Annotated in this window: 20 protein-coding genes; 4 read left to right on the top strand and 16 right to left on the bottom strand. The window is 66.4% G+C overall.

Going from position 1 to position 22,007, the window contains the following annotated elements; translation table 11 throughout:
- The first annotated feature begins 52 nt into the window (after positions 1 to 52).
- On the top strand, positions 53 to 1,423 hold the full coding sequence (locus tag LQD11_RS11965; protein ID WP_238617869.1) for a sigma-54-dependent transcriptional regulator: 1,371 nt from the start codon (positions 53 to 55) through the stop codon (positions 1,421 to 1,423).
- Here LQD11_RS11965 and LQD11_RS11960 read toward each other — a convergent pair.
- The 13 genes from LQD11_RS11960 to LQD11_RS11900 all read right to left on the bottom strand — a co-directional run bounded on the left by LQD11_RS11960 (position 1,420) and on the right by LQD11_RS11900 (position 11,332).
- Positions 1,420 to 2,475, bottom strand: coding sequence for a carboxysome shell carbonic anhydrase (locus LQD11_RS11960; protein ID WP_238617750.1), 1,056 nt, complete (start codon positions 2,473 to 2,475; stop codon positions 1,420 to 1,422). The genes LQD11_RS11965 and LQD11_RS11960 overlap by 4 nt on opposite strands.
- Positions 2,476 to 2,587: 112 nt before the next feature.
- A complete protein-coding gene (locus LQD11_RS11955) occupies positions 2,588 to 3,556 on the bottom strand; it encodes a LysR family transcriptional regulator (RefSeq protein ID WP_238617868.1) in 969 nt (322 codons plus the stop codon).
- Positions 3,557 to 3,631: 75 nt separating this feature from the next.
- A complete protein-coding gene (locus LQD11_RS11950) occupies positions 3,632 to 3,889 on the bottom strand; it encodes a hypothetical protein (protein ID WP_238617749.1) in 258 nt (85 codons plus the stop codon).
- Complete coding sequence (locus LQD11_RS11945; protein ID WP_238617748.1) at positions 3,886 to 4,158, bottom strand: 4a-hydroxytetrahydrobiopterin dehydratase; 273 nt, start codon at positions 4,156 to 4,158, stop codon at positions 3,886 to 3,888. Before LQD11_RS11945 ends, LQD11_RS11950 begins: the two co-directional genes overlap by 4 nt.
- Positions 4,159 to 4,171: 13 nt before the next feature.
- Positions 4,172 to 4,663 carry a ferritin-like domain-containing protein gene (locus LQD11_RS11940; protein ID WP_238617747.1) on the bottom strand — a complete coding sequence of 164 codons (492 nt, stop codon included), beginning with the start codon at positions 4,661 to 4,663 and terminating at the stop codon, positions 4,172 to 4,174.
- 2 nt (positions 4,664 to 4,665) lie between these two features.
- Positions 4,666 to 4,971 carry an alpha-carboxysome major shell protein CsoS1 gene (locus LQD11_RS11935; protein ID WP_200171838.1) on the bottom strand — a complete coding sequence of 102 codons (306 nt, stop codon included), beginning with the start codon at positions 4,969 to 4,971 and terminating at the stop codon, positions 4,666 to 4,668.
- A 51-nt stretch (positions 4,972 to 5,022) separates the two neighbouring features.
- Positions 5,023 to 5,328 carry an alpha-carboxysome major shell protein CsoS1 gene (locus LQD11_RS11930; protein ID WP_238617746.1) on the bottom strand — a complete coding sequence of 102 codons (306 nt, stop codon included), beginning with the start codon at positions 5,326 to 5,328 and terminating at the stop codon, positions 5,023 to 5,025.
- A gap of 46 nt (positions 5,329 to 5,374) precedes the next feature.
- Complete coding sequence (locus LQD11_RS11925; RefSeq protein WP_238617745.1) at positions 5,375 to 5,623, bottom strand: carboxysome peptide B; 249 nt, start codon at positions 5,621 to 5,623, stop codon at positions 5,375 to 5,377.
- A complete protein-coding gene (locus tag LQD11_RS11920; RefSeq protein WP_200171834.1) occupies positions 5,623 to 5,895 on the bottom strand; it encodes an alpha-carboxysome shell vertex protein CsoS4 in 273 nt (90 codons plus the stop codon). The genes LQD11_RS11925 and LQD11_RS11920 overlap by 1 nt, the downstream gene beginning before the upstream one ends.
- On the bottom strand, positions 5,895 to 7,496 hold the full coding sequence (locus LQD11_RS11915) for a carboxysome shell carbonic anhydrase (RefSeq protein ID WP_238617744.1): 1,602 nt from the start codon (positions 7,494 to 7,496) through the stop codon (positions 5,895 to 5,897). Before LQD11_RS11915 ends, LQD11_RS11920 begins: the two co-directional genes overlap by 1 nt.
- A gap of 78 nt (positions 7,497 to 7,574) precedes the next feature.
- Positions 7,575 to 9,482: a CsoS2 family carboxysome shell protein gene (locus tag LQD11_RS11910; RefSeq protein WP_238617743.1), complete on the bottom strand. Its 1,908-nt coding sequence runs from the start codon at positions 9,480 to 9,482 to the stop codon at positions 7,575 to 7,577.
- A 36-nt stretch (positions 9,483 to 9,518) separates the two neighbouring features.
- The gene (locus tag LQD11_RS11905; protein ID WP_090208164.1) at positions 9,519 to 9,863 is read right to left on the bottom strand and encodes a ribulose bisphosphate carboxylase small subunit; all 345 of its coding nucleotides are present in this window, start codon (positions 9,861 to 9,863) and stop codon (positions 9,519 to 9,521) included.
- Positions 9,864 to 9,916: 53 nt separating this feature from the next.
- Positions 9,917 to 11,332: a form I ribulose bisphosphate carboxylase large subunit gene (locus tag LQD11_RS11900; RefSeq protein ID WP_238617742.1), complete on the bottom strand. Its 1,416-nt coding sequence runs from the start codon at positions 11,330 to 11,332 to the stop codon at positions 9,917 to 9,919.
- Positions 11,333 to 11,735: 403 nt separating this feature from the next.
- Here LQD11_RS11900 and LQD11_RS11895 point away from each other — a divergent pair, with 403 nt between their 5' ends.
- Entirely contained in the window at positions 11,736 to 13,421 is a 1,686-nt protein-coding gene (locus tag LQD11_RS11895; RefSeq protein WP_238617741.1) for a SulP family inorganic anion transporter, read from the top strand.
- Between the two features lies 1 nt (position 13,422).
- Here the strand turns inward: LQD11_RS11895 and LQD11_RS11890 are convergent, their stop codons facing one another.
- Together LQD11_RS11890 and LQD11_RS11885 are read right to left on the bottom strand one after the other, a co-directional pair.
- On the bottom strand, positions 13,423 to 16,557 hold the full coding sequence (locus LQD11_RS11890) for an efflux RND transporter permease subunit (RefSeq protein ID WP_238617740.1): 3,135 nt from the start codon (positions 16,555 to 16,557) through the stop codon (positions 13,423 to 13,425).
- Entirely contained in the window at positions 16,557 to 17,723 is a 1,167-nt protein-coding gene (locus LQD11_RS11885) for an efflux RND transporter periplasmic adaptor subunit (protein ID WP_238617739.1), read from the bottom strand. Before LQD11_RS11885 ends, LQD11_RS11890 begins: the two co-directional genes overlap by 1 nt.
- Before the next feature lie 91 nt (positions 17,724 to 17,814).
- Between LQD11_RS11885 and LQD11_RS11880 the strand changes: the two genes are divergently transcribed.
- Together LQD11_RS11880 and LQD11_RS11875 are read left to right on the top strand one after the other, a co-directional pair.
- A complete protein-coding gene (locus LQD11_RS11880) occupies positions 17,815 to 18,435 on the top strand; it encodes a TetR family transcriptional regulator (RefSeq protein ID WP_238617738.1) in 621 nt (206 codons plus the stop codon).
- Between the two features lie 71 nt (positions 18,436 to 18,506).
- Complete coding sequence (locus LQD11_RS11875) at positions 18,507 to 21,245, top strand: cation-transporting P-type ATPase (RefSeq protein WP_238617737.1); 2,739 nt, start codon at positions 18,507 to 18,509, stop codon at positions 21,243 to 21,245.
- Here the strand turns inward: LQD11_RS11875 and LQD11_RS11870 are convergent.
- A complete protein-coding gene (locus tag LQD11_RS11870; RefSeq protein ID WP_238617736.1) occupies positions 21,229 to 21,948 on the bottom strand; it encodes a glutamine amidotransferase in 720 nt (239 codons plus the stop codon). The genes LQD11_RS11875 and LQD11_RS11870 overlap by 17 nt on opposite strands.
- Positions 21,949 to 22,007: the final 59 nt, after the last annotated feature.

Below are 22,007 nucleotides of genomic sequence, written 5' to 3'. Positions count from 1 at the left end.
TGAGAAAAACGGCCGACATGCGACCTGGGGCGAGGAGAGAAGAGTGGACACCATGAGCGGCAATGTCATTCTGATCGGCTGGGACTGCAGTGCTCAAGGCAAGGCAGTGGAACGACTTCTCACGGCACAGGGACTGGCATGCGAGCATCGACCGACGCAAGAGGTCGTCGGCCCCGTGAGTGAGTCCGCGGAGGTTCTGCTGGTACGGGAAAGCGGTACCCGGGCCCCGGGACTGCCGGTACTGCAGGCCCTGCATGACAGCGGCAACACCCGGTCCGTGATCCTGGTGGGGGATCGTCTGCTACCGGAGCAGGTGGTGCAGGCCACCCGGATGGGGGCGCTGGATGTTCTGCCCGAGCCACTGGATACCGATCGGCTGATGGCCGCCCTGGAGCAGGCCCGTCTCAGCAGCCTGAGCGCCCATGTGGACGAGGTCATCCGGGAGGACTGTCCCTCGATCCTCGGCTCCTCTCCCAAGATGGTGGAGGTTTTCAAGCAACTCGGGGTGGCGGCCTCCAATGACCTGAACGTCCTGCTTACCGGCGAGACCGGGGTGGGGAAGGAGGTCTCTGCTTACTGTATTCACCGTCACTCCGCCCGGGCCGGCGGTCCCTACGTGGCCATCAACTGCACCGCCATCCCCGAAGGTCTGCTGGAAGCGGAACTGTTCGGCCATGCCCGCGGGGCCTATACCAACGCCGTCAATGACGGCATCGGCAAGATCGAGGCGGCGGAAGGAGGCACCTTGCTGCTGGATGAGATCGGCGACATGTCGCCCACCTTCCAGGCGAAGCTGCTGCGCTTTCTGGAAGACAAGCATTTTCACCGCTTGGGGGATGCATCCGCCCGTTCCGCCGATGTGCGCATCATTGCCGCCACCAACCGGAATCTGCTGGCCGAGGTGGAGGCCGGACGGTTCCGGCGCGACCTGTATTATCGCCTGGCCCAGTTCCCCATCAGCATCCCGCCCCTGCGTGAGCGGCCCGACGACATCCGTTCCCTGGTACGTGCCTTCGTGGCTGAGGCCAATCTGCGTCTGGGTCTCAAGATCACCGAGGTCTCCGAGGAGGCGGAGGCGGCTGCCCTGAGTTATCACTGGCCCGGGAATGTGCGGGAATTGAAGAATCTCGTCTATCAGGCCGCGGTGCGAACCCGTGTCGGCGGCATCACCGGCTTTCCCTTCGTCGTCGGGGCGGCGGGCGAGTGCCCGGCCGGTCACGAGGTCGGATCGGGTGGTGGATTGGAATCACTGGTGAAGCGGGCGGTGGCCGGGGGGCAGGTGCGGCACCTGCTGGAGGAATTCGAGGCCCTGACCCTGCGCAGTCTGCTGGAGGCCTTCGAGGGCAATCGCAGCCGGATCTCGGAAGAACTGGGCATCTCTCGCAATACCCTCAGGGCGAAACTCAAGGTCCACGGACTTTAATCCAGCAGTTCCAGCCCGCGAGTACGCCAGTTCACCACCGCCGTGTGGGGCACCATGCGGCGGGCCAGATCAGGGAAATCCTTGCGAATGACCTCGCGGGCAAAATCCGTGAGGAAGCGGGATTCCAGCATGGCCCGCGCCCGGTCCGGGCCGATCTCCTCATAGGGCGCCGAGGTCAGCAGCATGAAGCCGTCATCGGGTATCCGTCCCGCAGCCATGTTGTCCTCGATGATCCCCGCGGCCTTGTGCACGGGGGTGGACAGATCCGGGCTGTAGGGGCCGATGATCAGGGCCGTGTTGGGTACGTGCAGGAAGTCGAACCCCCGGCCGACGCAGATGGCCCATTCCCGATGCTGGATGTCCAGCTCCCGGGGCACGCCCCGCAGGGACTGTACATGGGCCAGGTTACCCTCCAGCAGGGGCAACAGATCCCGCCGCACTTCCGTCGGCATGTCGGGACAGACCGGCATCAGAAGACCTTCCAGATCCGCGGCATTCTCCGTCTCCAGACGGCTGATATCCAGCACCTCGTCCCGGTCACCGTGGATGATCAGGGCATCGCTATCGGTCTCGAAGCCGCAGACCAGCGGGTACACCTGCTGCCGGTCACGGCCGAACAGGGCCTCTGCCTGAGCACGAATCTGATGGGTGTGGGCGATGGCGGCCTCGGTGTCGTAGCCGAAACCGGCACAGCCCCGCGAACAATCGCCCCGGGATAGGTGATAGGTGATCATCAGCAGCACCCGATGCCCGGCGGAAGCCGCATCCTGCGCCATCTCTGCGATCAGCTTGCCCAGAAAGGGCCAGCCCAGATCAAAGCGTCCGCCCAGGTTGCGGAAAGGGCGGATGATGCCCAGCGGGGTGCGGGTGGCGTGGGGGATGTGAATGCGCCCGTCCATGCATTTGAGCACGGCGATGCGGGTGGAATGCCGTGCCAGATAGCGATCCCGGGCGAGAGAGGCCGCCGGGCTACAGAACAGTTCCGAATGCTTGCGGGACAGGTTGATCAGCCACTGGATGCGTTCCTCGATGGGGTAGGTGTGCACCTGCATGTTCTGGGTCGCCGGTCTTGATTTTATGCATGATAACACCAGCGATGGCAGGGCTCTTGAGCCAAGGACACAGCGGTCGGGACCGCCGGTGTCACGCCGGCGGCGTCGGGGCTCAGGCGGACGGACTGGAAAGGCGCAAGGCCGCATCGGTCCGATCCAGCGAGGCCTGAATCTCGGCCTCCCGTTCCACGGCAAAGGCAAGGAAGGCCCGGGCGATCAGTGACAGGTCCCGTCCCTTGGGGTGGACCAGGTACCAGGCACGCTGAATGGGGAAGCCTTCCACATCCAGCATGGTGAGTCGTCCGGCACCGCCGTCCAGGTTCAGGGAGTGCAGGGACAGGGTGGAGATTCCCAGGCCGGCGATGATGGCGTGCTTGATGGCCTCGTTACTGCCCAGTTCCATGCGCACGTTGGGCTTGAGGCCGTGCTTGCCGAACAGACGGGTTACCGCATCCCGGATGCCCGAGCCCGGCTCGCGCAGGATGAAGCGCTCCTGGATGATCCGCTCCAGCGGGATGTTCTTTTCCCCGACAAGGGGATGGTCGGCACGGGCGACAATGATCAGGGGGTTGGGCGCCAGATAGGTGGCCTCCACGGACAGGCCGATGGAGTCCGGTTCGCCGAAGATGTACAGGTCGTCCTCATGGTTGAGCATCCGTTCGATGATGCGGTCACGGTTGCTGACCTTGAGGGAGACATCGATGCCGGGGTAGGTCTCGCAGAAGGCCCCAAGGATCTCCGGGGCGAAATACTTGGCCGTGGTGATGACGCCCAGGCGGAACCGGCCCCGCTTGAGGCCCTTGAGATCCGCCAGACGTATTTCCAGGTCCGCCAGGGTGTCCAGGATGCCCCTGACGGCCTGATAGACCTCCCGGCCTGCCTCGGTGGGTTCCACGTTGCGTCCCGACGGCATGAACAGGGGCGCGCCCACGGTCTCGGAGAGTTTCTTGATCTGCATGGAGACGGTGGGCTGGGTCAGGAACAGCTCTTCCGCGGCCCGGGTGAAGCTGCCCAGCCGGACGATGGCCTCCAGGATCTGCAACTGCCGCAGGCTGGCGTGGCGGATGAACCGGTTGGGCATGTCCGGCTGGCGCGATTCATCCTGGGATCCCGCATCCTCCGTGCCGGTGTCGTGTCGCTCGTCCATGAGGGTCACTCAGTCGGGCCAGACCCGGCGGCCCGGAAGGTATCCGGGGTCGGCGGTTCGGGGCTGTGGCTTGCGGGTGGACGGGCCGGATTTGCCGGCCGTGGCCGGGCTCCGACGGCGCCGGGGCGTGGCCGTGGCCGGACTACCCTGTGCCGTGGGCGTGTGGGTGACTTCCGGATTGGCCCGGGTCGTATCGGCGGATGAGGCGGGGGCCGAGGGCTTTGCGCCAGCCGTGGGCGGTGATTGCTCGTGCTTGGGTTCGGTCATGGGTGCGCCTCGTTGGTGTCCGTGGGCTGGAAGGCATCCAGGGCGTCGACGAAACGGCGTTGTTCGTCGCTCAGTTCGGTGGCGTTGTCGTCGGCATGCAGGGTGATGTTGACATAGGTGCGTCCGAAACTGATGTCGGGGTACACCCCTTCCTGTTCCGACAGTGCCCCGGCCTGTTCCAGAAAGCGGCGTGTGGCCTCGTAGTCCGGAAAAGCCAGACGGCGCTCCAGTCGCAACGGGCGTTCACGGCGGGTCCAGTCGGGATGCATGGGCAGCTCTCCTTCAGAAATAGACACGATCTCCGAAATCATGATGCCGTGTCGGGGCCAGCGACGCCAGCCACTGTTCCAGTCCATGAAATCCATGGATCTCTTCTTCCAGCAGCGCGGCGAAGAAGTCTTCGTGGCCGGCGTCACCCAGACGGCGGCAGCACGTCACGGCATCCTGATAAAGCGCGATGATCTCCCGTTCCAGGCGCAGATCTTCCCGCAGCAGGGCTGCCAGGTCACCGCCCGCGCGGGCCGGACGCAGCTGGGAGGCAGCGGGGGCGAACCCCAGCGCGAGCATGCGCTGGGTGAGACGGTCGGCGTGGTGCATTTCCTCCACCATCTCCCGGCGCAACCGTGCCGCGGCTTCCGGCAGGCCCCAGGCCTCCACCAGCGAGGCCTGGGTCATGTACTGCTGGACCGCCGAAAACTCAAGGCTCAGGGCGCGACCGAGATAGCCGGGGATGCGGGGATGAATGCGGCCGGATGACACCGGACGTCCCATCATCGTCAGGCGGCGCTACCGCCGGTCTTGCCCAGGATCGGCTCCACTTCCCGGTGGGGACGGGCGATGATGTGAGCGGCCACCAGGCCGTCACCCACCCGCTCGCAGGCATCGGCGCCGGCCCGCACGGCGGCGTTCACCGCGCCGGTCTCGCCGCGCACCAGCACGGTCACATAGCCGCCGCCCACGAATTCCCGTCCGATCAACCGCACCTCGGCGGCCTTGGTCATGGCGTCCGCCGCCTCGATGGCGGGCACCAGGCCTCGGGTCTCGATCATCCCAAGCGCGATACCGTAGTTGTCATTGGCCATCTTCGTCTCTCCGATCATTCACTTTGATGTGTGTTCATCCCGATTGCCGGGTCATTCGGTGCTGGGGCCGCCCACGGGCAGGATGAGCTCCACCTCCCGGTGGGGGCGGGCGATGATATGGGCGGCCACCAGGCCGTCACCGACCCGCTCGCAGGCATCGGCGCCGGCCCGCACGGCGGCGTTCACCGCGCCGGTCTCGCCGCGCACCAGCACGGTCACATAGCCGCCGCCGACGAACTCCCGCCCGATCAGCCGCACCTCGGCGGCCTTGGTCATGGCATCGGCCGCCTCGATGGCGGGGACCAGGCCGCGGGTCTCGATCATCCCCAGGGCAATGCCGTATTTGTCGCCACTCATGGTGTCTCTCCTGTGTTGTTTCGGATCATCGTTGTCAAAATCCCCGTCATGCCGGTTCCCACTGATCAATCACCCCGCCCACGGTCAGGTCGGTGAGGATGTCCGCGTTGCCCATGGCATAGCGGGCCGCGGAACCACTGACCAGGAACACCCAGTCACCCGGGCGGGCACCCACCGGATCGGTGGCCACGGCCTGGCGGCCCTGGGGGTCCCGCACCAGACGCAGATCCACATGGGCCAGCCCCGGAATTCGCTGTGTACAGACCACCGACCCCACCACTTGCCGGACTTCCATCAGCTCGACTCCCCGCCGCCGGCTTCGTTTTCCGGCGGCCAGCGGTCGATGATGCCGACGATGGTCAGGTCGCTGGGAAACTCCTTGCTGCCGGCGGCCTCCCGGGCCGCCGAGCTGCCCACGCAGATCACCCAGTCACCGGGGATGCAGCCCACGGAGTCCACCGCCACCTGACGGGAGCTGCCGTCGCGCACCACCAGCAGGTGCTTGTGTTCAAAGCCGGGTATCCGGTTGGTGGATACCAGCGGGCGTTCCACCTGACAGATCTTCATCAGTGTCCTCCTTGTCCGCTTGGGTCCGTGGACGCGGCCACCCGCTCCAGACCGCCGCGGGTGTCACAGTCCCGCACCACCAGCAGGCGGTGCAGCAGGCCGTCCCGGACGAGGGGGGCGTAGCGTTCGGTCATGGCTCGGTCCACCTGCAGGCAGCGGGCGATGGCCCGCTCCCGGGCGCCGGGCACCTGGCCGTGGTAGTCGAATCGGATCACCACCGGGATGGGCAGGCCGTGGGGATGATTGAGTCCCCCCAGGATGCGGCATCCCACATCCAGGTCGGCGGCACCTTCCTCCACCGTGTGCAGGTAGGCGAAGAAGGTGAGGTTGCGCAACTGGATCTCCTCGAAACCGATGCCCACGCCCATGAAGCGCTCCGCGTGGCCCTGGTCCGGGTAGGCACCGCCGTGACGGCGGTCCACGTAGTCCAGTTGGGACAGGTTGTGTTCCACCAGATGGGCGATCAGCTTCACCATGCCTTCGTCGGGTGAGGCGGGGGCGTGTCGGCGAACCTGCTCCAGAATGTGGCCGCGGGCGGCCTCCGGCGTCATGGACAGGGTCTGACGGTAGATGTCACGGGTATCCAGGCCCGATTGCAGGTCCATGTGCCCACCGGCGTCGGGGACATGGATGCGCAGGGCATCGGTATCCGTGTCCAGGCCGATGAGCAGCAGGGCGACGGAGGCGCCGCAGCAGAATCCGTTTTCCACCGCCTGGCGGAAGGCCTGCAAACGTTCCAGACCGGCCCGGGCCGCCGCCGTATCGTCGGAGCCGTGGGCGGCGCAGCCTTCGTGGGCGGGATGACGGGAGCTGAAGTGGTAGATCACCGTCTTCAGATATCGGGTCGGGGCATCGGCGGTGTTGGGCGTGCCGGCCCGGTAGCGGGCATGCTCCACCTCCACCCATTTGCTCACCGTGTCCTCCACGTCGAACAGGGCGCCGGCGGATGAGCGCCGTCTGACCGCGCCGAAGGGCAGGCGCAGCACATAGCTGATGGCGTGGGCCAGACGACCGTCGGCACAGGGCGTGACGTCCATCAGGTGAAAGCCACAGCCTTGCAGGAAGGTATTGAATGCCCGGGTGTCATGGCCCTTGAGCGGGTCGTGGGCAAAGAAACCATCGGCCATGCGGCAGTAGGTCTCGAACAGGCAGGCGGCGTGGAGGCGGGGCAGATCCAGTCCCTTGATCCAGGCATCCGCCAGCAGATGATCCGGCAGCCGGAATCCCAGGGTCTGTTCCGCCAGGGCCTGGGCCTTGCCGACAAAGCCCTTTTCCCGCTGCAGTCCGGCCAGTTCCCGCAACAGCGGCAGGATCCGGTCGAAGGATGACTTCACCGCGGTTTCGTAGGCCTGGAGCCGGTGGTTGGCCGCCTTGTCGGTGAGGGGATGCAACTGAGCCTGGGACCGGCCGTTCCCGGCCGGGGATGAAACCCGATGCACATGCCGGGGATGCGCTTCCCGCACCGGCATCGCCTCGGACGGCGGCTCCGTCCGGGCGATCGGCGAGGGCTGGGTGGATGCCGCGCCGCGGCCATGACGACGAACCGTCGGGGCAGTGGCCCAGATCAGACTGTCACGGTGTGAGCGGCGGCGGGTGAGCATGGTGTGTCGGTCTCTGGTTCGTGTGGGTCGGTTTCAGTGGTGGTTTCAGTGGTTTTGAAGGGACAGGGTCCGTGCGGGTCAGCCCCGGGCGCCGCCTGAGTAGGTAACCAGTGATCCTTTTTCCGTATTGCCGCTGCTGCCGGTCACGCGACTCACCGGCGGCGGCACATCCTGGTTACGCTTGTGGGTGACGGCCGGCATGGCACCCATCAGACCGGGCCGGGTGGGATTGCGGCGGCGGGCGGAACTGCCCTCGGTGCCGGTTACCCGGTCGCCCCGTTCCCAGTCATCGCCGGTGATCTTGCTGCCGCTGGACTGGCCTTCCCCGGTGATACGGGCACGGCGGGGTGTTTCTGGCTGGGGATCAAAGTCGGTGGATGCCGCCTCCGGCAAACCCGCGTCCAGATCCCCCAGCGCGGCGGGCAGCCGTTCCGGACGGGCCTGATCGGTACCGGTGATCTTGTCCGCCGCCATGTCGAAGGGGCCGGTGATGCGACCGCCCTGCTGGTCATAGCGGGTACCGGTTACGCCCACGCTGCGCCGTTCACGCTCTACCTGACGGGCCGGCGAGGTGACGGTGAAACCCTGTCCCGGCGTCGTTTCCAGGGGTTGCGGGAAATCCGGCTGACCGGGTTGGGCGGCCAGGGAAGTCCGCTGCTCGATCCGGGCCTGGGCCTCGGGCGGGCAATAGTCCGCGATCTGTTCCGGGCTGGTGTAGGGCGTGCCGGTCACCGCCTGACAAGTGCCCGGTTCGTCGCCGGTCACCTGACGGGAGCGGCCGGGCAGGCTGCCGGAGACGGTGCGACCCCGGGCGGTGGTGGTATGGGTCACCTTGGGTGGCTGGGTCGGTCCCGGCGGCGGTGTGTCGCAGAACTGTTCGTACTGCTCCTGGCCGACGTACTCGTTCCCGGTCACACGGCGGCAGGTGCCCGGCTCGTTGCCCGTCACCCGGGCGCCACGGCCCAGTTCGTTGCCGGTCACCCGACTGCCCTGACCGGTGCGGGTGACATGCACCTTTTCCGGCCGGTTGGGCGGGGTGGTCTGGCAGAATTCGTGAAAGATCTCCGCACCCAGGTATTCAGTGCCGGTGACGGCGCGGCAGGTGCCCGAGTCATCACCGGTCACACTGCGGCTACGCCCCACCCGGGTACCCGTCACCGACTGGCCTGCGGCGGTTTCCGACAGCCCCACCTTCCAGGGCTGATCCTGGGCCGGTCCGGACCGGCCGGGCCGGGTGCGTCCGGCCGGAGCGGTGCGACGGGTACCCATGGCACCGCCCTGGCTGCGCTGGGCCCGCACACTGCGGGCCAGTTCCCGCCCGGACAGGCGGGGATTGGCCTGCCGGGCCAGGCTGGCCGCCGAGGCGGGGGTGCCGGCGGCCGACTTGCCCCGGGTGGACAGGGCGGCGCGCCGAGCCCGGGACTGCAGGCGTCCGGCCGGCTGGGTGTTCGGGGCATTGCGGCGCGGTGCGTTCCGGCGACGGTCCTGGGCGGTGCCGTTTCCGGTACGGTCGCTGCTCCGACGGGAGAGGGAATGACTGCGGGTCACGGTCCGCTCGGTCCGGGGTATGGCGGATTCGTCGTTGCGGCCGCATTGCCCGCCGCACTGGCAACCGGAGGCCGTGGACGGCTGAACGGTGTCCGGCGTGGCGGCCACGGGGGCCTGCCGGACCCGGTCGCTGGAGGTGTCGGCCCGCTTGCCGGCCCGGGACAGGGCGGCACGGCGGGCCAGTGCCTGGGCGCGACCGGAAGCCTCGGCGACCACGGGGCGGGCGGCAGTGGCACGACCACGAGCGGGGGATGTCGCCGTCGGCGCGGACAGTCGGGCACGGGGTGCCGGCCGGCTCACGGCCGGTTCCGGCGCCGGCCGTGGGGCCGCCGGTCGAGGGGCGGCACCCGTGCTGCCCTTGCCCCGGCTGGAGAGGGCCTGGCGGCGCGCCAGGGCGGCCTGGCGCCCGCTGGAACTGCTGGATGGTCTGTTAGCCATGGTCTTTCCCCGCTCGTGGTCTGCCTTGGTCCGTGATCAGCGCCGCCCCTCGAACACCACGAAGGATGCGCCTTGGCACTGGGTGTAGTTGTCGTAGCCCGTGAGCCGCACATGGTGATCCGGGTAGGCCCGATGGCAGGCCTCCAACTCGGCGGCCACATGGTCCAGGTTCACCTCGCCGAAGAAGGGCAGCTTCCACATGGTCCAGTAGTGGTTCATGGAAAAGTCCGGATGCACATGTTCGATGCCCGGCGTCCAGCCCTGGGCAATGATGTAGGCGATCTGGTCAAAGACCTCTTCCTGGGTCAGCGGGGGCAGGAAACCGAAGGTTTCCAGGGTCTGTCGGGTCTGGTAGTCACCCATGGTGTTCTGGAAAGGCATGTCTGCAGGTCCTCATGTTCGGAAGGGGGAGTGATCCGGCCCGGTGCGCGGGATCAGCCCGCGTCCAGCTTGTCCACGGTGTCGAACTCGAACTTGATCTCTTTCCATGTCTCCATGGCGATGGCCAGTTCGGGGCTGTGACGGGCCGCGTCGGTAAGGATCTCGCGGGATTCCCGCTCCAGATCACGGCCTTCGTTGCGGGCCTTGATGCAGGCCTCCAGGGCCACCCGGTTGGCGGCGGCGCCGGCGGCATTGCCCCAGGGATGGCCCTGGGTACCGCCACCGAACTGCAGCACGGAGTCGTCGCCGAAGATGGTGACCAGGGCGGGCATGTGCCAGACGTGGATACCGCCGGAGGCGACGGCGAACACCCCGGGCATGGAGCCCCAGTCCTGGTCGAAGAAGATCCCGCGGGAGCGGTCTTCGGGGATGAAGGACTCCCGCAGCAGGTCCACATAGCCCAGGGTGGAGGCCCGGTCACCTTCCAGCTTGCCCACCACGGTGCCGGTGTGCAGATGGTCGCCGCCGGAGAGGCGCAGGCACTTGGCCAGGACGCGGAAGTGGATGCCGTGCTTGGGATGACGGTCGATGACCGCGTGCATGGCCCGGTGGATGTGCAGCAGCATGCCGTTCTTGCGGCACCACTTGGCCAGGCCGGTATTGGCGCAGAAGCCGCCGGTGATGTAGTCGTGCATGATGATGGGCTGGCCCAGTTCCTTGGCGAACTCGGCCCGCTCGTACATCTGTTCCGGGTCCGGCGCGGTCACGTTAAGGTAGTGGCCCTTGCGTTCGCCGGTTTCCGCCTGGGCGGCGGCCACGGCCTCGGCCACGAACTCGAAGCGGTTCTGCCAGCGCATGAAGGGCTGGGAGTTGACGTTCTCGTCGTCCTTGGTGAAGTCCAGGCCGCCGCGCAGACATTCATAGACGGCGCGGCCGTAGTTCTTGGCCGAGAGGCCCAGCTTGGGCTTGATGGTGCAGCCCAGCAGGGGGCGGCCGTACTTGTTGAGCTTGTCCCGTTCCACCTGGATGCCGTTGGGCGGACCCATGCAGGTCTTCACGTAGGCCAGGGGGAAGCGGATGTCTTCCAGGCGCAGATGGCGCAGGGCCTTGAAACCGAAGACGTTACCCACTAGGGAGGTGAGCACGTTGACAATGGAGCCTTCCTCGAACAGGTCGATGGGGTAGGCGATGAAGGTGTAGAAGGATTCCTTGTCGCCGGGCACGTCCTCGATGCGGTAGGCTCGCCCCTTGTAGAATTCCATGTCGGTGAGCAGTTCGGACCACACCGTACTCCAGGTCCCGGTGGAGGACTCGGCGGCCACGGCGGCGGCCACCTCTTCCCTCGGCACTCCCGGCTGTCCGGTGACCTTGAAGCAGGCCAGCAGGTCGGAATCCAGGGGGACGTAGTCCGGGGTCCAATAGAGTTCGCGGTACTCTTTCACACCCGCGTCGTAGGTCTTCACGCTCATGGTCATCAGCTCCTGTGGTCTGTGCCCCGCCTCTGACGGGAAGGCGACGTTTGCTCTATGGGAAAGCTACAGCAGGAGTGGGTATATCTATAAATCGATTGTTTCTATTTAATGGATTGACAGGAGTCTATGTATGGGTGGGAAGGTCGTGATGACATTTGATGAGTGAGCGTCACGTCTGCACGTCTGCGCCCGTGCCCTTTTACACCGTCATTCCCGCTTTCGCGGGAATGACGGATCAGGTTACGGGAATGACCTTCATACACTCGGGAACCTGTTCAGGCATGGCGATGCCCGAATCCGGAGTACTCATAGATTCAATGATATGAGTCCATTTACGAAATTCGATTATTGTTGAACTGAATCCCCTTCGATAATGGGGCCACTCAATGAGGAAGCCCAGATGCGAGTCTTCAACGAGATCCGGTTCAACAATCTGAAGGGAGACCTGTTCGGCGGCGTGACGGCGGCGGTGATCGCCCTGCCCATGGCCCTGGCCTTCGGCGTGGCCTCCGGCGCCGGCGCGGAGGCGGGGCTTTACGGCGCCATCCTGATCGGCCTGTTCACCGCCCTGTTCGGCGGTACGCCCACCCTGATCTCCGAACCCACCGGCCCCATGACGGTGGTGTTCACGGCGGTGATCGCCTCCCTGATCGCCGCCAATCCGGAGCAGGGCATGGCCATGGCCTTCACCGTGGTGATGCTCACCGGCGTGTTCCAGATGGCCTTCGGGGCCATGAAGCTGGGACGCTACGTCACCATGATGCCCTACACCGTGATCTCCGGGTTCATGACCGGCATCGGCATCATCCTCATCATCCTGCAGTTGCCCGGCCTGCTCGGGCATGCCACCCCGGCGGGGGGGGTGATCGGCACCCTGCAGGGGTTGCCCGGCCTGCTGGCGGCCATTGATCCGCTGGAACTGCTGCTGGGTGGCGCCACCCTGGCCATCCTGCTGTTCATGCCGGCCCGCCTGAAACGCTATCTGCCGCCCCAACTCATCGTGCTGGTGCTGGGAACGCTGGCGGTCATGTACTGGCTGGGCGGTGAGCAGGTAAGGGTGATCGGCCCCATCAATACCGGGCTGCCTTCCCTGCAACTGCCGGTGTTCACGGCGGAACAGTGGCTGATCATCGTGGTGGACGCCCTGGTGCTGGCCCTGTTGGGGTCCGTGGATGCCCTGCTGTCGTCCGTCATCGCCTCCAGCATGACCCGCCATGAATCGAACTCGGACAAGGAACTGGTGGGGCAGGGCATGGGCAACCTGGCCTCGGGTCTGTTCGGGGGCCTGCCGGGGGCGGGGGCCACCATGGGGACGGTGGTGAACATCCAGGCCGGCGGGCGTTCGGCCCTGTCCGGTATCGTGCGTGCCCTGATCCTGGCCGTGGTGGTGATCTGGGCCGCCGGACTCACCGCCAACATCCCTCTGGCGGTGCTGGCCGGAATCGCGGTGAAGGTGGGGCTGGACATCATCGACTGGCGCTTTCTGCGCCGTGCCCACCGGGTGTCTCCCAAGGGTGCCCTGATCCTCTACGGGGTGATCGCCATGACCGTGTTCGTGGATCTGATCACCGCCGTGGCCATCGGCCTGTTCGTGGCCAACGTGATGACCATCCGGCGACTGGCGGACGTGCAGGCGGAGTCGGTCTGCATCCTGCCGCCCCGGCGACCCGAGGATAACGACACCAACGGTCGCTGCGCCGACCTGTCACCGGAGGAACGGGCGCTGCTGGCCCAAGGCAAGGGGCGCTTGAAGATCCTGCATCTGAGCGGTCCCCTGGTGTTCGGCGCGGCGGAGGCGATCACCCGTCAGGAACCCAAGCTGGAAGGGGCCGGTGTGCTGGTGGTGGATCTGGCTCGGGTACCCCATCTGGGCGTGACCACGGCGGTGGCCCTGGAGGCCGCCATCCGGGGTGCCCTGGACGGGGGCGTGCAGGTGATCATGACCGGCGTCCAGGACCAGCCCAGGGCGCGGCTGGCCCAGTTGGGGCTGGACGCCCTGCTTGGCCCGGATGCCTGGATCCCGGAGCGGCATCAGGCGCTGGCGCAGGGCGTGCAGCGTCTGATGCCGCCGGTACAAGGCCAGTGACTTACCGGCTTTCCAGCGGTGCCTGGTCGCGACGGGCCCTCCACCAGTCGGCCATGTCCTCCAGCAGTTTATAGAACAGCGGCACGAACAGGAGGGCCAGGGTACTGGCCGCCAGCATGCCGCCCACCACCACGGTGCCGATCTCCTGACGGCTGGCCGCGCCGGCACCGCTGGCATACACCAGCGGCAGGCTGCCGACGATGAAGGTGAACGCGGTCATCACGATGGCACGGAAACGCTGCCGTGCCGCGGCCGTGGCGGCCTCGGTGGTGGACATTCCCTCGCGCCGGTTCTGGGCCGCAAACTCCACGATCAGGATGGCGTTCTTCGCCGCCAGACCGATCAGCACCAGCAAGCCCACCTGGAAATAGATGTCGTTGGGGAAGCCCCGACCAAAGGAGGCGATCACCGCCCCCAGTACCCCGAAGGGCACCGCCGAGGCCACGGCCAGCGGCAGGGTCAGGCGCTCGTACTGGGCCGCCAGAATCAGGAATACCATCAGCATTCCCAGGGCGAAGGCGGCACCGCCGGCCCCGGCCCCCGCATCCAGCTGGTAGGCCTCACCGATCCAGCCCAGCACGGTGTCCGCGTCCTGATTCAGTTGCGCCGCCACGGCCTCCAGGGCCTCCTTGGCCTGGCCGGTGGTGTAGCCGGGTGCCGGGTCAGCCAGGATCTTGGCCGCCGGGAAGATGTTGAAGCGGTTGATGATGTCCGCGCCGCTGGTGCGTTCCAGGGTCACCAGGGAACTGAGCGGGATCATGTCGCCGCTGCCGGAGCGCACGAATACCCGACGCAGGTCGTCGGCCTGGCTGCGGAACTCACCTTCGGACTGCAGGTTCACCTGCCACAGACGTCCTGAATAGGTGAAGTCATTCACATACAGGGAACCGAAGGTGCTGCGCATGGCATCGAAGACCTCGGTGATGGGCACGCCCGCGGCCATGGCTTTCTCCCGGTCCACCTCGGCGTGGTAGCGGGGGATGCCCGTGGTCAGGGTGCTGCGCACGTTGGTCAGTTCCGGCCGCTCGTTGCCCAGAGCCGCCAGTTTCTGCGCCAGGGCCTCGATCTGCGCCGGGCTGGTGTCTCCCCGCACCTGCAGATAGCCTTCCACGCCGCCGGTCAGGGACAGGCCCATGATCGGGGGTGGGATGAAGGCAAACACATTGGCCTCCTGAATCCCCATGCCCATGCCCATGACGCGGCGGGCGATGGAGGCGGCATCCTGTCCTTCACCCTGGCGATCATTCCAGTCGGTCAGGTTGGCAAAGCCCACGGCGGCATTGGTGCGCAGGGAGCCGGCGATGATGTCGAAGCCGGCAAACGAGGTGAAGTCCTGGATCTCCTCCTGCCCGATGAGCTGGGCGGACAGGGCGTCCCGCACCTGTTCGGTGCGTCCCAGGGCCGACACCGGCGGCAACTGTGCCACCACCAGGGAAACCCCCTGGTCTTCCTGGGGCACCAGTCCCGTGGGCATGCGCTCCAGCAGCCACACGGCACTACCGGTGAAGCCGGCAAACAGCACCACACCCAGTATCCAGCGGCGCAGCAGGAAGGCCACCGTCGCCACGAAGGCGTCGGTGATGCGGTCAAACACCCGGTTGAAGAGGCGGAACGGCGCGCTGGGCGCGTGGGGTTGCTTGTCCAGCAACAGGGCACACATGGCCGGGGTGAGGGTGAGGGCGACGATGCCCGAGACCACCACCGAGACCGCGATGGTCACCGCGAACTGGCGATACAACTCGCCGGTCAGCCCGCCGAGGAAGGCCACCGGCGCGAACACCGCCACCAGGACCAGGGTGGAGGCCACCACGGCGCCCGCCACCTGCTGCATGGTCTGGATCGAGGCCTCGCGGGCCTTGAGGCCCTTTTCCGCCATCAGGCGTTCCACGTTTTCCATCACGATGATGGCGTTGTCCACCACGATGCCGATGGCCAGCACCAGTCCGAACAGGGTCAGCAGGTTGACGGAAAACCCCAGTGCCTGCATGCCGGCGAAGGTGCCGATCAGGGACACGGGAATCGCCGCCACCGGGATCAGGGTGGCGCGCAGGTGCTGCAGGAACAGGAAGGTGACCAGGATCACCAGACCCACCGCAATGAACAGGGTGATGAACACCTCGCGGATGGAGATCTCCACGAACTCGGTGGTGTCGTAGGGGATGTGATAGGTCAGCCCTTCCGGGAAACGTTCCGAAAGCTCACCCAGCGCGGCACGCACCGCCCGGGCCGTGTCCAGGGCGTTGGCCCCGGGTTGCAGGTAGATGCCCATGGGCACCGTGGGGCGGCCGTTATGGGTGGCGGAGAAGGCGTAGTTCTGCGCCCCCAGTTCAGCCCGGGCCACGTCCCCCAGTCGCAGGGTGCTGCCGTCGGGTTGGGCGCGCAGGATGATGCGTTCGAATTCCGCCGGGTCCGCCAGCTGTCCGCGGGTGGTCACGGTGAAGGTGAAGGCCTGATCCACCGGGGCGGGTTCGGCGCCCAGGCGCCCGGCGGCGAACTGGGCATTCTGCTGCCGGATGGCATTGGCCACGTCGGACGGGGTGAGATCGAACTGGGCCAGCTTGTCCGGCCGCAGCCAGATGCGCATGGAGTAGTCCTGAGCCCCGAACAGGGAAGCATCTCCCACGCCGGGCAGGCGTACCAACTCGTCCAGCACGTTGAGCAGGGCGTAGTTGCTGATGAAGATGGGGTCGTAACGGCCGTCCGGGGAACTGAGCACCGTCACCAGCAGGATGTTGGTGGAGCGGGCCTGTACCCGCACCCCCTGGTCGCGCACTTGCTGGGGCAGGCGGGGCAGGGCGGCCTGAACCCGGTTGTTGACGTTGATGGCGGCCTGGTCCGGGTCCGTGCCCATCTCGAAGGTCACGGTGATCTGGATGGTGCCGGCGTCGGTACTGGAGGACTCCATGTAGATCATGTTGTCCACCCCGTTGATCTCCTGCTCCAGGGGCGCCGCCACCGACTCCGACAGCACCTGGGCGCTGGCGCCGGGGTAGCTGGCCTGGACCACGATCTGGGGCGGCACCACGTCCGGGTACTGCTCGATGGGCAGCGCCCGCAGCGAGGCCAGCCCCGCGACGATGATGATGATGGAGATGACGGATGAAAAGATCGGTCGATCAATGAAGAAGCGCAACATTACTGGTCCCGTCCCTGAGCATTCACGGGAGAGACCTTGACGCCGTCACGCAGGCCCACGTGGCCGTTGATCACCAGGCGTTCACCGGCCGAGAGCCCGTCCAGGATCACCTGCCGGCCATCCACCATCGGTCCCAGACGCACGTGCCGGGCGTGGGCGGTATCCTCATCGTCCACCAGGAAGACCCGGGGGCCGTCCCGGTCCTGGCTGACCGCGGTCGGATCGATCAGGAACACGTCCTTGAGCTCCTGCACCATGATGCGCACCCGCACGAACTGACCAGGGACCACCAAACGGTCCGGGTTGGGAAACACGGCGCGGGCGGAGACGGTGCCGGTGCGGGGATCGATGCTGCTGTCGGTGAAGTCCACCTGGCCCGTGTGTTCATACAGGCTGCCGTCGGGCAGCAGCAACTGGACCTCGTGGCTCTGGACTTCTTCGCGCCCCATCATGGCCTGGCGGGCGGTGCGCTGGATGGCGGCATCCTGCTCCGGCAGGGAGAAACGCACATGGACGGGATCATGCTGGGTCAGGGAGGTGAGCAGGGTGCCCTGACTGATGAGACTCCCCTCGGGCAGGCTTTCCAGTTCCGTGGTGCCTTCGATGGGCGCCACCACGGTGGTATAGCGCAGATTACGCTGGGCATCGGCGACCGAGGCACGGGCCAGATCCACCCGGGCGCGGGCCAGTTCCAGTTCGGACAGGGCCTGATCCCGGTCCCGGGTACTGACCACGTTGCGCTGATACAGGTCGGAGATCCGGTTCCATTCCCGCTGCGCCTGATTCAGTCCGGCCTGGGCGTTGGCCTGTTCCGCCTCGGCCATCTTCAGGGCGATCTCGTAAGGCTCGGGGTCGATGCGGAACAGCGGAGTGCCCTGGCCGACGGCCTGCCCTTCCACGTAGAGCCGTTCTTCCAGAATCCCGTCCACCCGGGCGCGCACTTCCACTTCCCGTGAGCCGCGCACCCGCCCGGCGTAGTCGCCACGGACCTTCACATCCTCCGCGGTCAGGGTGCTCAGGGTCACCGGCGGCGGGGGCATGCCGCCGGACCCGTTACCCGCGGCTTCGTCGCCGCTGCCGCAGGCGGACAGCCAGAGGGCGGCGAGCAGGGTCGCGGTCAGGCCGGCGGCGGGCAGGGCCCGGCGGGTACGGGAGGGGGTGGACATGGAGCGAGTCTCCGGAGCGGGGGTGTTTACAGAAACATACAGACGTGCATGTATAATAGGTCCGAAATTCTGACTGTCAAGCGCGGGAACCATGCGACGCACCAAAGAAGAAGCCGAACAGACACGAAACCTGTTGCTGGATGCGGCGGAAAAAGTCTTTCTGGAACAAGGGGTTTCCCGGGCCAGCCTGGAGGCCATCGCGCGCGAGGCGGGCATGACCCGGGGGGCCATCTACTGGCATTTCCGCGACAAGGCGGCCCTCTACGGGGCCATGCTGGACCGGGTGCGTCTGCCGCTGGAACGGCTGCGGGACGAATTCGTCCGGGAGCCTGACGCGGACCCCGCCGAGGTCATCGAACGGCTCTGTCTTGCGGCGTTGGAGACGTTGGCCGGCGATGCCCAGGTGCAGCGGGTGTATACCATCGTCTTTCACCGTCGGGAGCGGGAGGCGGACAACCAGGTCTGGCGGGATGCGGAACTGGAAGGGCGGCGCCGGGCGGCCCGGGTCATGCTGGAATGTTTCCAGGCGGCCCAGGTGGCGGGGCGACTGCGCCCCGGGGTGACGCCGGAAATGGGGCAGCTCACCCTGGAACTTTATTTCACCGGCCTGTTCTATGCGTGGCTGCTGGAGCCGGAATACTTTGATCTGTTGAAGGATACGCCCGCCATGATCCGTCGTATTCTGGACGGTCTGCTGCTGCCGCCCGGATAGGCCGCGCTTGCGCTACCTTGTCCCGTCCTTTGGATGGACCCGCACACAGTCACCCGACCGAGACGCAATCCATGGAAACTCCCCTCAAGGATCTCTGGCATCACCTGCACCATGACGAAGTGCTCGAAACCCTGGACACCCACGAGCAGCACGGTCTCACGGAACAGCAGGCCCGCGAACGTCTGGCCACCCACGGCCCCAACACCCTGACGGCGGCCCGGCAGACCTCCTGGCTTAAGCGCCTGCTGCTGCAGTTTCACAATCCCCTGATCTACATCCTGCTCATCGCCTCGGTCGTGACCCTGGCGCTTGGGGAATACATCGATTCCGCGGTCATCTTCGGCGTCGTCCTCATCAATGCCGTCATCGGTTTCGTTCAGGAGTCCAAGGCCGAGGATGCCATCAATGCCCTCAAGGGCATGCTCTCCTCATCCGCCGCCGTGGTCCGGGACGGTAGCCGCATCACCATTGCCGCCGCCGATCTGGTGCCCGGCGACATTGTCCTGCTGGCTTCCGGCGACAAGGTCCCGGCCGATCTGCGTCTGTTGTCCTGCCGGGATCTGCAGATCGACGAGTCCGCCCTCACCGGGGAGTCCGTGCCGGTGGACAAGCAGCCCGGACAGCTGGCCCGGGACACGGTGCTGGCGGATCGCGGCAATATGGGATTTGCTGGCACCCTGGTGACCTACGGTACCGGCCGGGGCGTGGTCATCGGCACCGGCGATCGTACCGAGACCGGCAAGATCGCCGGCATGATCAATGACGCCGTCACCCTGGAAACCCCGTTGACCCGCAAGATCAACGCCTTCAGCAGGATCCTGCTTTGGGTGATCCTGGTGCTGGCCGGCATCACCTTCGGCGTGGGCCTGCTCTACGGCCAGGACTGGGTGGACACCTTCATCGCCGCCGTGGCCCTGGCGGTGGCCGCCATCCCGGAGGGACTGCCGGCGGTGGTCACCATCACCCTGGCCATCGGGGTACGCCGCATGGCCCTGCGCAACGCCATCATCCGCAAGCTGCCGGCGGTAGAGACCCTGGGGTCCACCACCGTGATCTGCTCCGACAAGACCGGCACCCTGACCGAGAACCAGATGACGGTGCAGCGGATCATCGCCGCCGATACGGAATTCGAACTCACCGGGAGCGGCTACAATCCCGAAGGCCGGATTCTGAGGGACGGCAGCCCGGTCGAGGCTCCCGCTGCTCACCATCAGGCCCTGTACCATTGCCTGCTGGCCGGCCTGCTGAGCAATGACAGTGAGCTGGTGGAACGGGACGGTCGCTGGAGCGTCCACGGCGATCCCACCGAAGGGGCACTGATCGCCAGCGCCCTCAAGGCCGGGTTCGACCGTCACGACATGCGTGGTCGGCTGCACCGTGTCGATGTCATTCCCTTCGAGTCGGATCGACAGTACATGGCCACGCTGCACCGCCATGATGAGGGCCACCGGGTCTACATGAAGGGGTCGGCGGAGCGGGTGATCGCCCATTGCAATCGGGCCATGAATGCCGAGGGAGAGCGGGTACCGATCCATCGGGAACAATTACAGGCACAAGCGGAGGCGCTGGCGGCCCAGGGTCTGCGGGTGCTGGCCTTTGCCATGGGTGAGACCGATGCCAACCGGCTGGATGTTCCCGACCCGGACAAGGACGAGGATCGGCTGATCTTCCTGGGCCTGCAGGCCATGATCGATCCGCCCAGGGAGGAAGTGATCCATTCCGTGGCCCTGTGCCGCAAGGCCGGCATCCGGGTGAAGATGATCACAGGCGACCATGTCCTCACCGCCCGCGCCATTGCCGAACGCATCGGCATCATCCGGGATGAAGACAAGGATCAGCGACGGGCATTGACCGGGCGCCAGTTGGCGGAGTTGCCGCCGGATGAATTGAGCAAGGCCGCCGACCAGGTCTCGGTCTTTGCCCGGGTGGCGCCGGAGCAGAAGCTCCGGCTGGTGGAGGCCCTGCAGGCCCGGGGCCATGTGGTGGCCATGACCGGTGACGGGGTCAACGATGCCCCCGCCCTCAAGCGGGCCGACATCGGCATCGCCATGGGGATCAACGGCACGGAAGTGTCCCGGGATGCCTCGGACATGGTGCTGGCGGACGACAATTTCAGCTCCATCGAGGCGGCGGTGGAGGAGGGGCGCAACGTCTTCGACAACCTGATCAAGTTCATCACCTGGGTCCTGCCCACCAACCTGGGGCAAGGGCTGGTGATCATGGTGGCCATCCTGCTGGGCCTGACCCTGCCGGTGCTGCCGGTGCAGGCCCTGTGGCTGAACATGACCACGGCGGTGTTCCTGGGCCTGATGCTGGCCTTCGAACCCCGGGAGCCGGGGATCATGGCCCGGGCGCCCCGTCGGCCCGATGCGCCGATCCTCAGCGGCGAAATCATCGGCCGCATCTTCTCGGTCAGTGCCTTGCTGCTGGTGGGGGCCTTCGGTCTGTTCCAGTGGTCACTGGCCCAGGGTGCGAGCCTGGAGGAGGCCCGCACCCTGGCGGTGAGCCTGTTCGTGGTGGTGCAGAGCTTCTTCCTGCTCAACTGCCGTTCCCTCTCCCGCAGCGTGTTTCGCACCCATCCGTTTTCCAATCCCTGGATCTGGTGGGGGATCGGGGCGATGTGGATGGTCCAGCTCCTGTTCGTCTACACACCGTGGATGAACCTGCTGTTCCAGAGCGCGCCGCTGTCATTGCAGCACTGGGGCCTGATCCTGGGCTACGGTGTGTTCGTACTGCTGCTGGTGGAACTGGAAAAGGGGCTCTGGCGGCGCTGGAAACGGGAGGGAAATCCGGTCAGCGCGGGGTCTTGAGCCACTCCCCGAACCGCCGCAGTACCCGACTGCTCTCCGGGGTCGGCCGGATGTTAGCCAGCAGGCCGTCGATCTGCCGCCCCTGTTCCGCCAGCCGGTCCCGGTAGTACATGACGTAATGGGGGGTGATGCGTTCATCGAACTCCGGATGAAACTGCACCCCCCAGGCGCACCCGTTCACCACGAACCCCTGGTGGGCCTCCATGTCGCTCTCGCCCAGTGCCATCGCCCCGGGCGGCAACGCCACCACCGACTGGCTGTGGCTGACCTGGCCGTAGAACCGGCCCGGCAGCACCGAGAACAGGGGGTCTTCGGCGGCCTCGCCGTGGAGCCGGACCTCCACCGTGCCCACCTCGATCCCCCGGGGATTCCAGTCCACCCGGCCGCCCAGGGCGTGGGCCAGGATCTGGTGGCCGAAGCAGATTCCCAGGATCGGCACACCGGCTGATACCGCGCGCGCCAGCCAGTCGGCGGTCTGCTGGATCCAGGGGGCCTCCTCCGTGACCATGGCGCCGGAGCCGGTGATGACCACGCCGACAACGTCCCCTGGTGCCGGCAGCGGATCACCGGCCTGGACATCCACCACCTTCGTTTGGGTTTGGGGCCAGTCCATGCCGGCGGCGATCCAGTCTTCGTAATCCCCGGGAAAGTCCTGAAGAGAGTCGATCTTGGTACCGGTCTTGATGATGAGCAGTGTGTCCATGGGATCTCTCGCGATGCGTCCGCAATGCAGGAAGTCAAGAGATTACTCTAGAAAGCTGC

It is taken from the genome of Ectothiorhodospira shaposhnikovii (genome assembly GCF_022227765.1).
Classification (GTDB): Bacteria; Pseudomonadota; Gammaproteobacteria; order Ectothiorhodospirales; family Ectothiorhodospiraceae; genus Ectothiorhodospira.
This window is presented reverse-complemented; position numbering and strand designations above follow the sequence as displayed.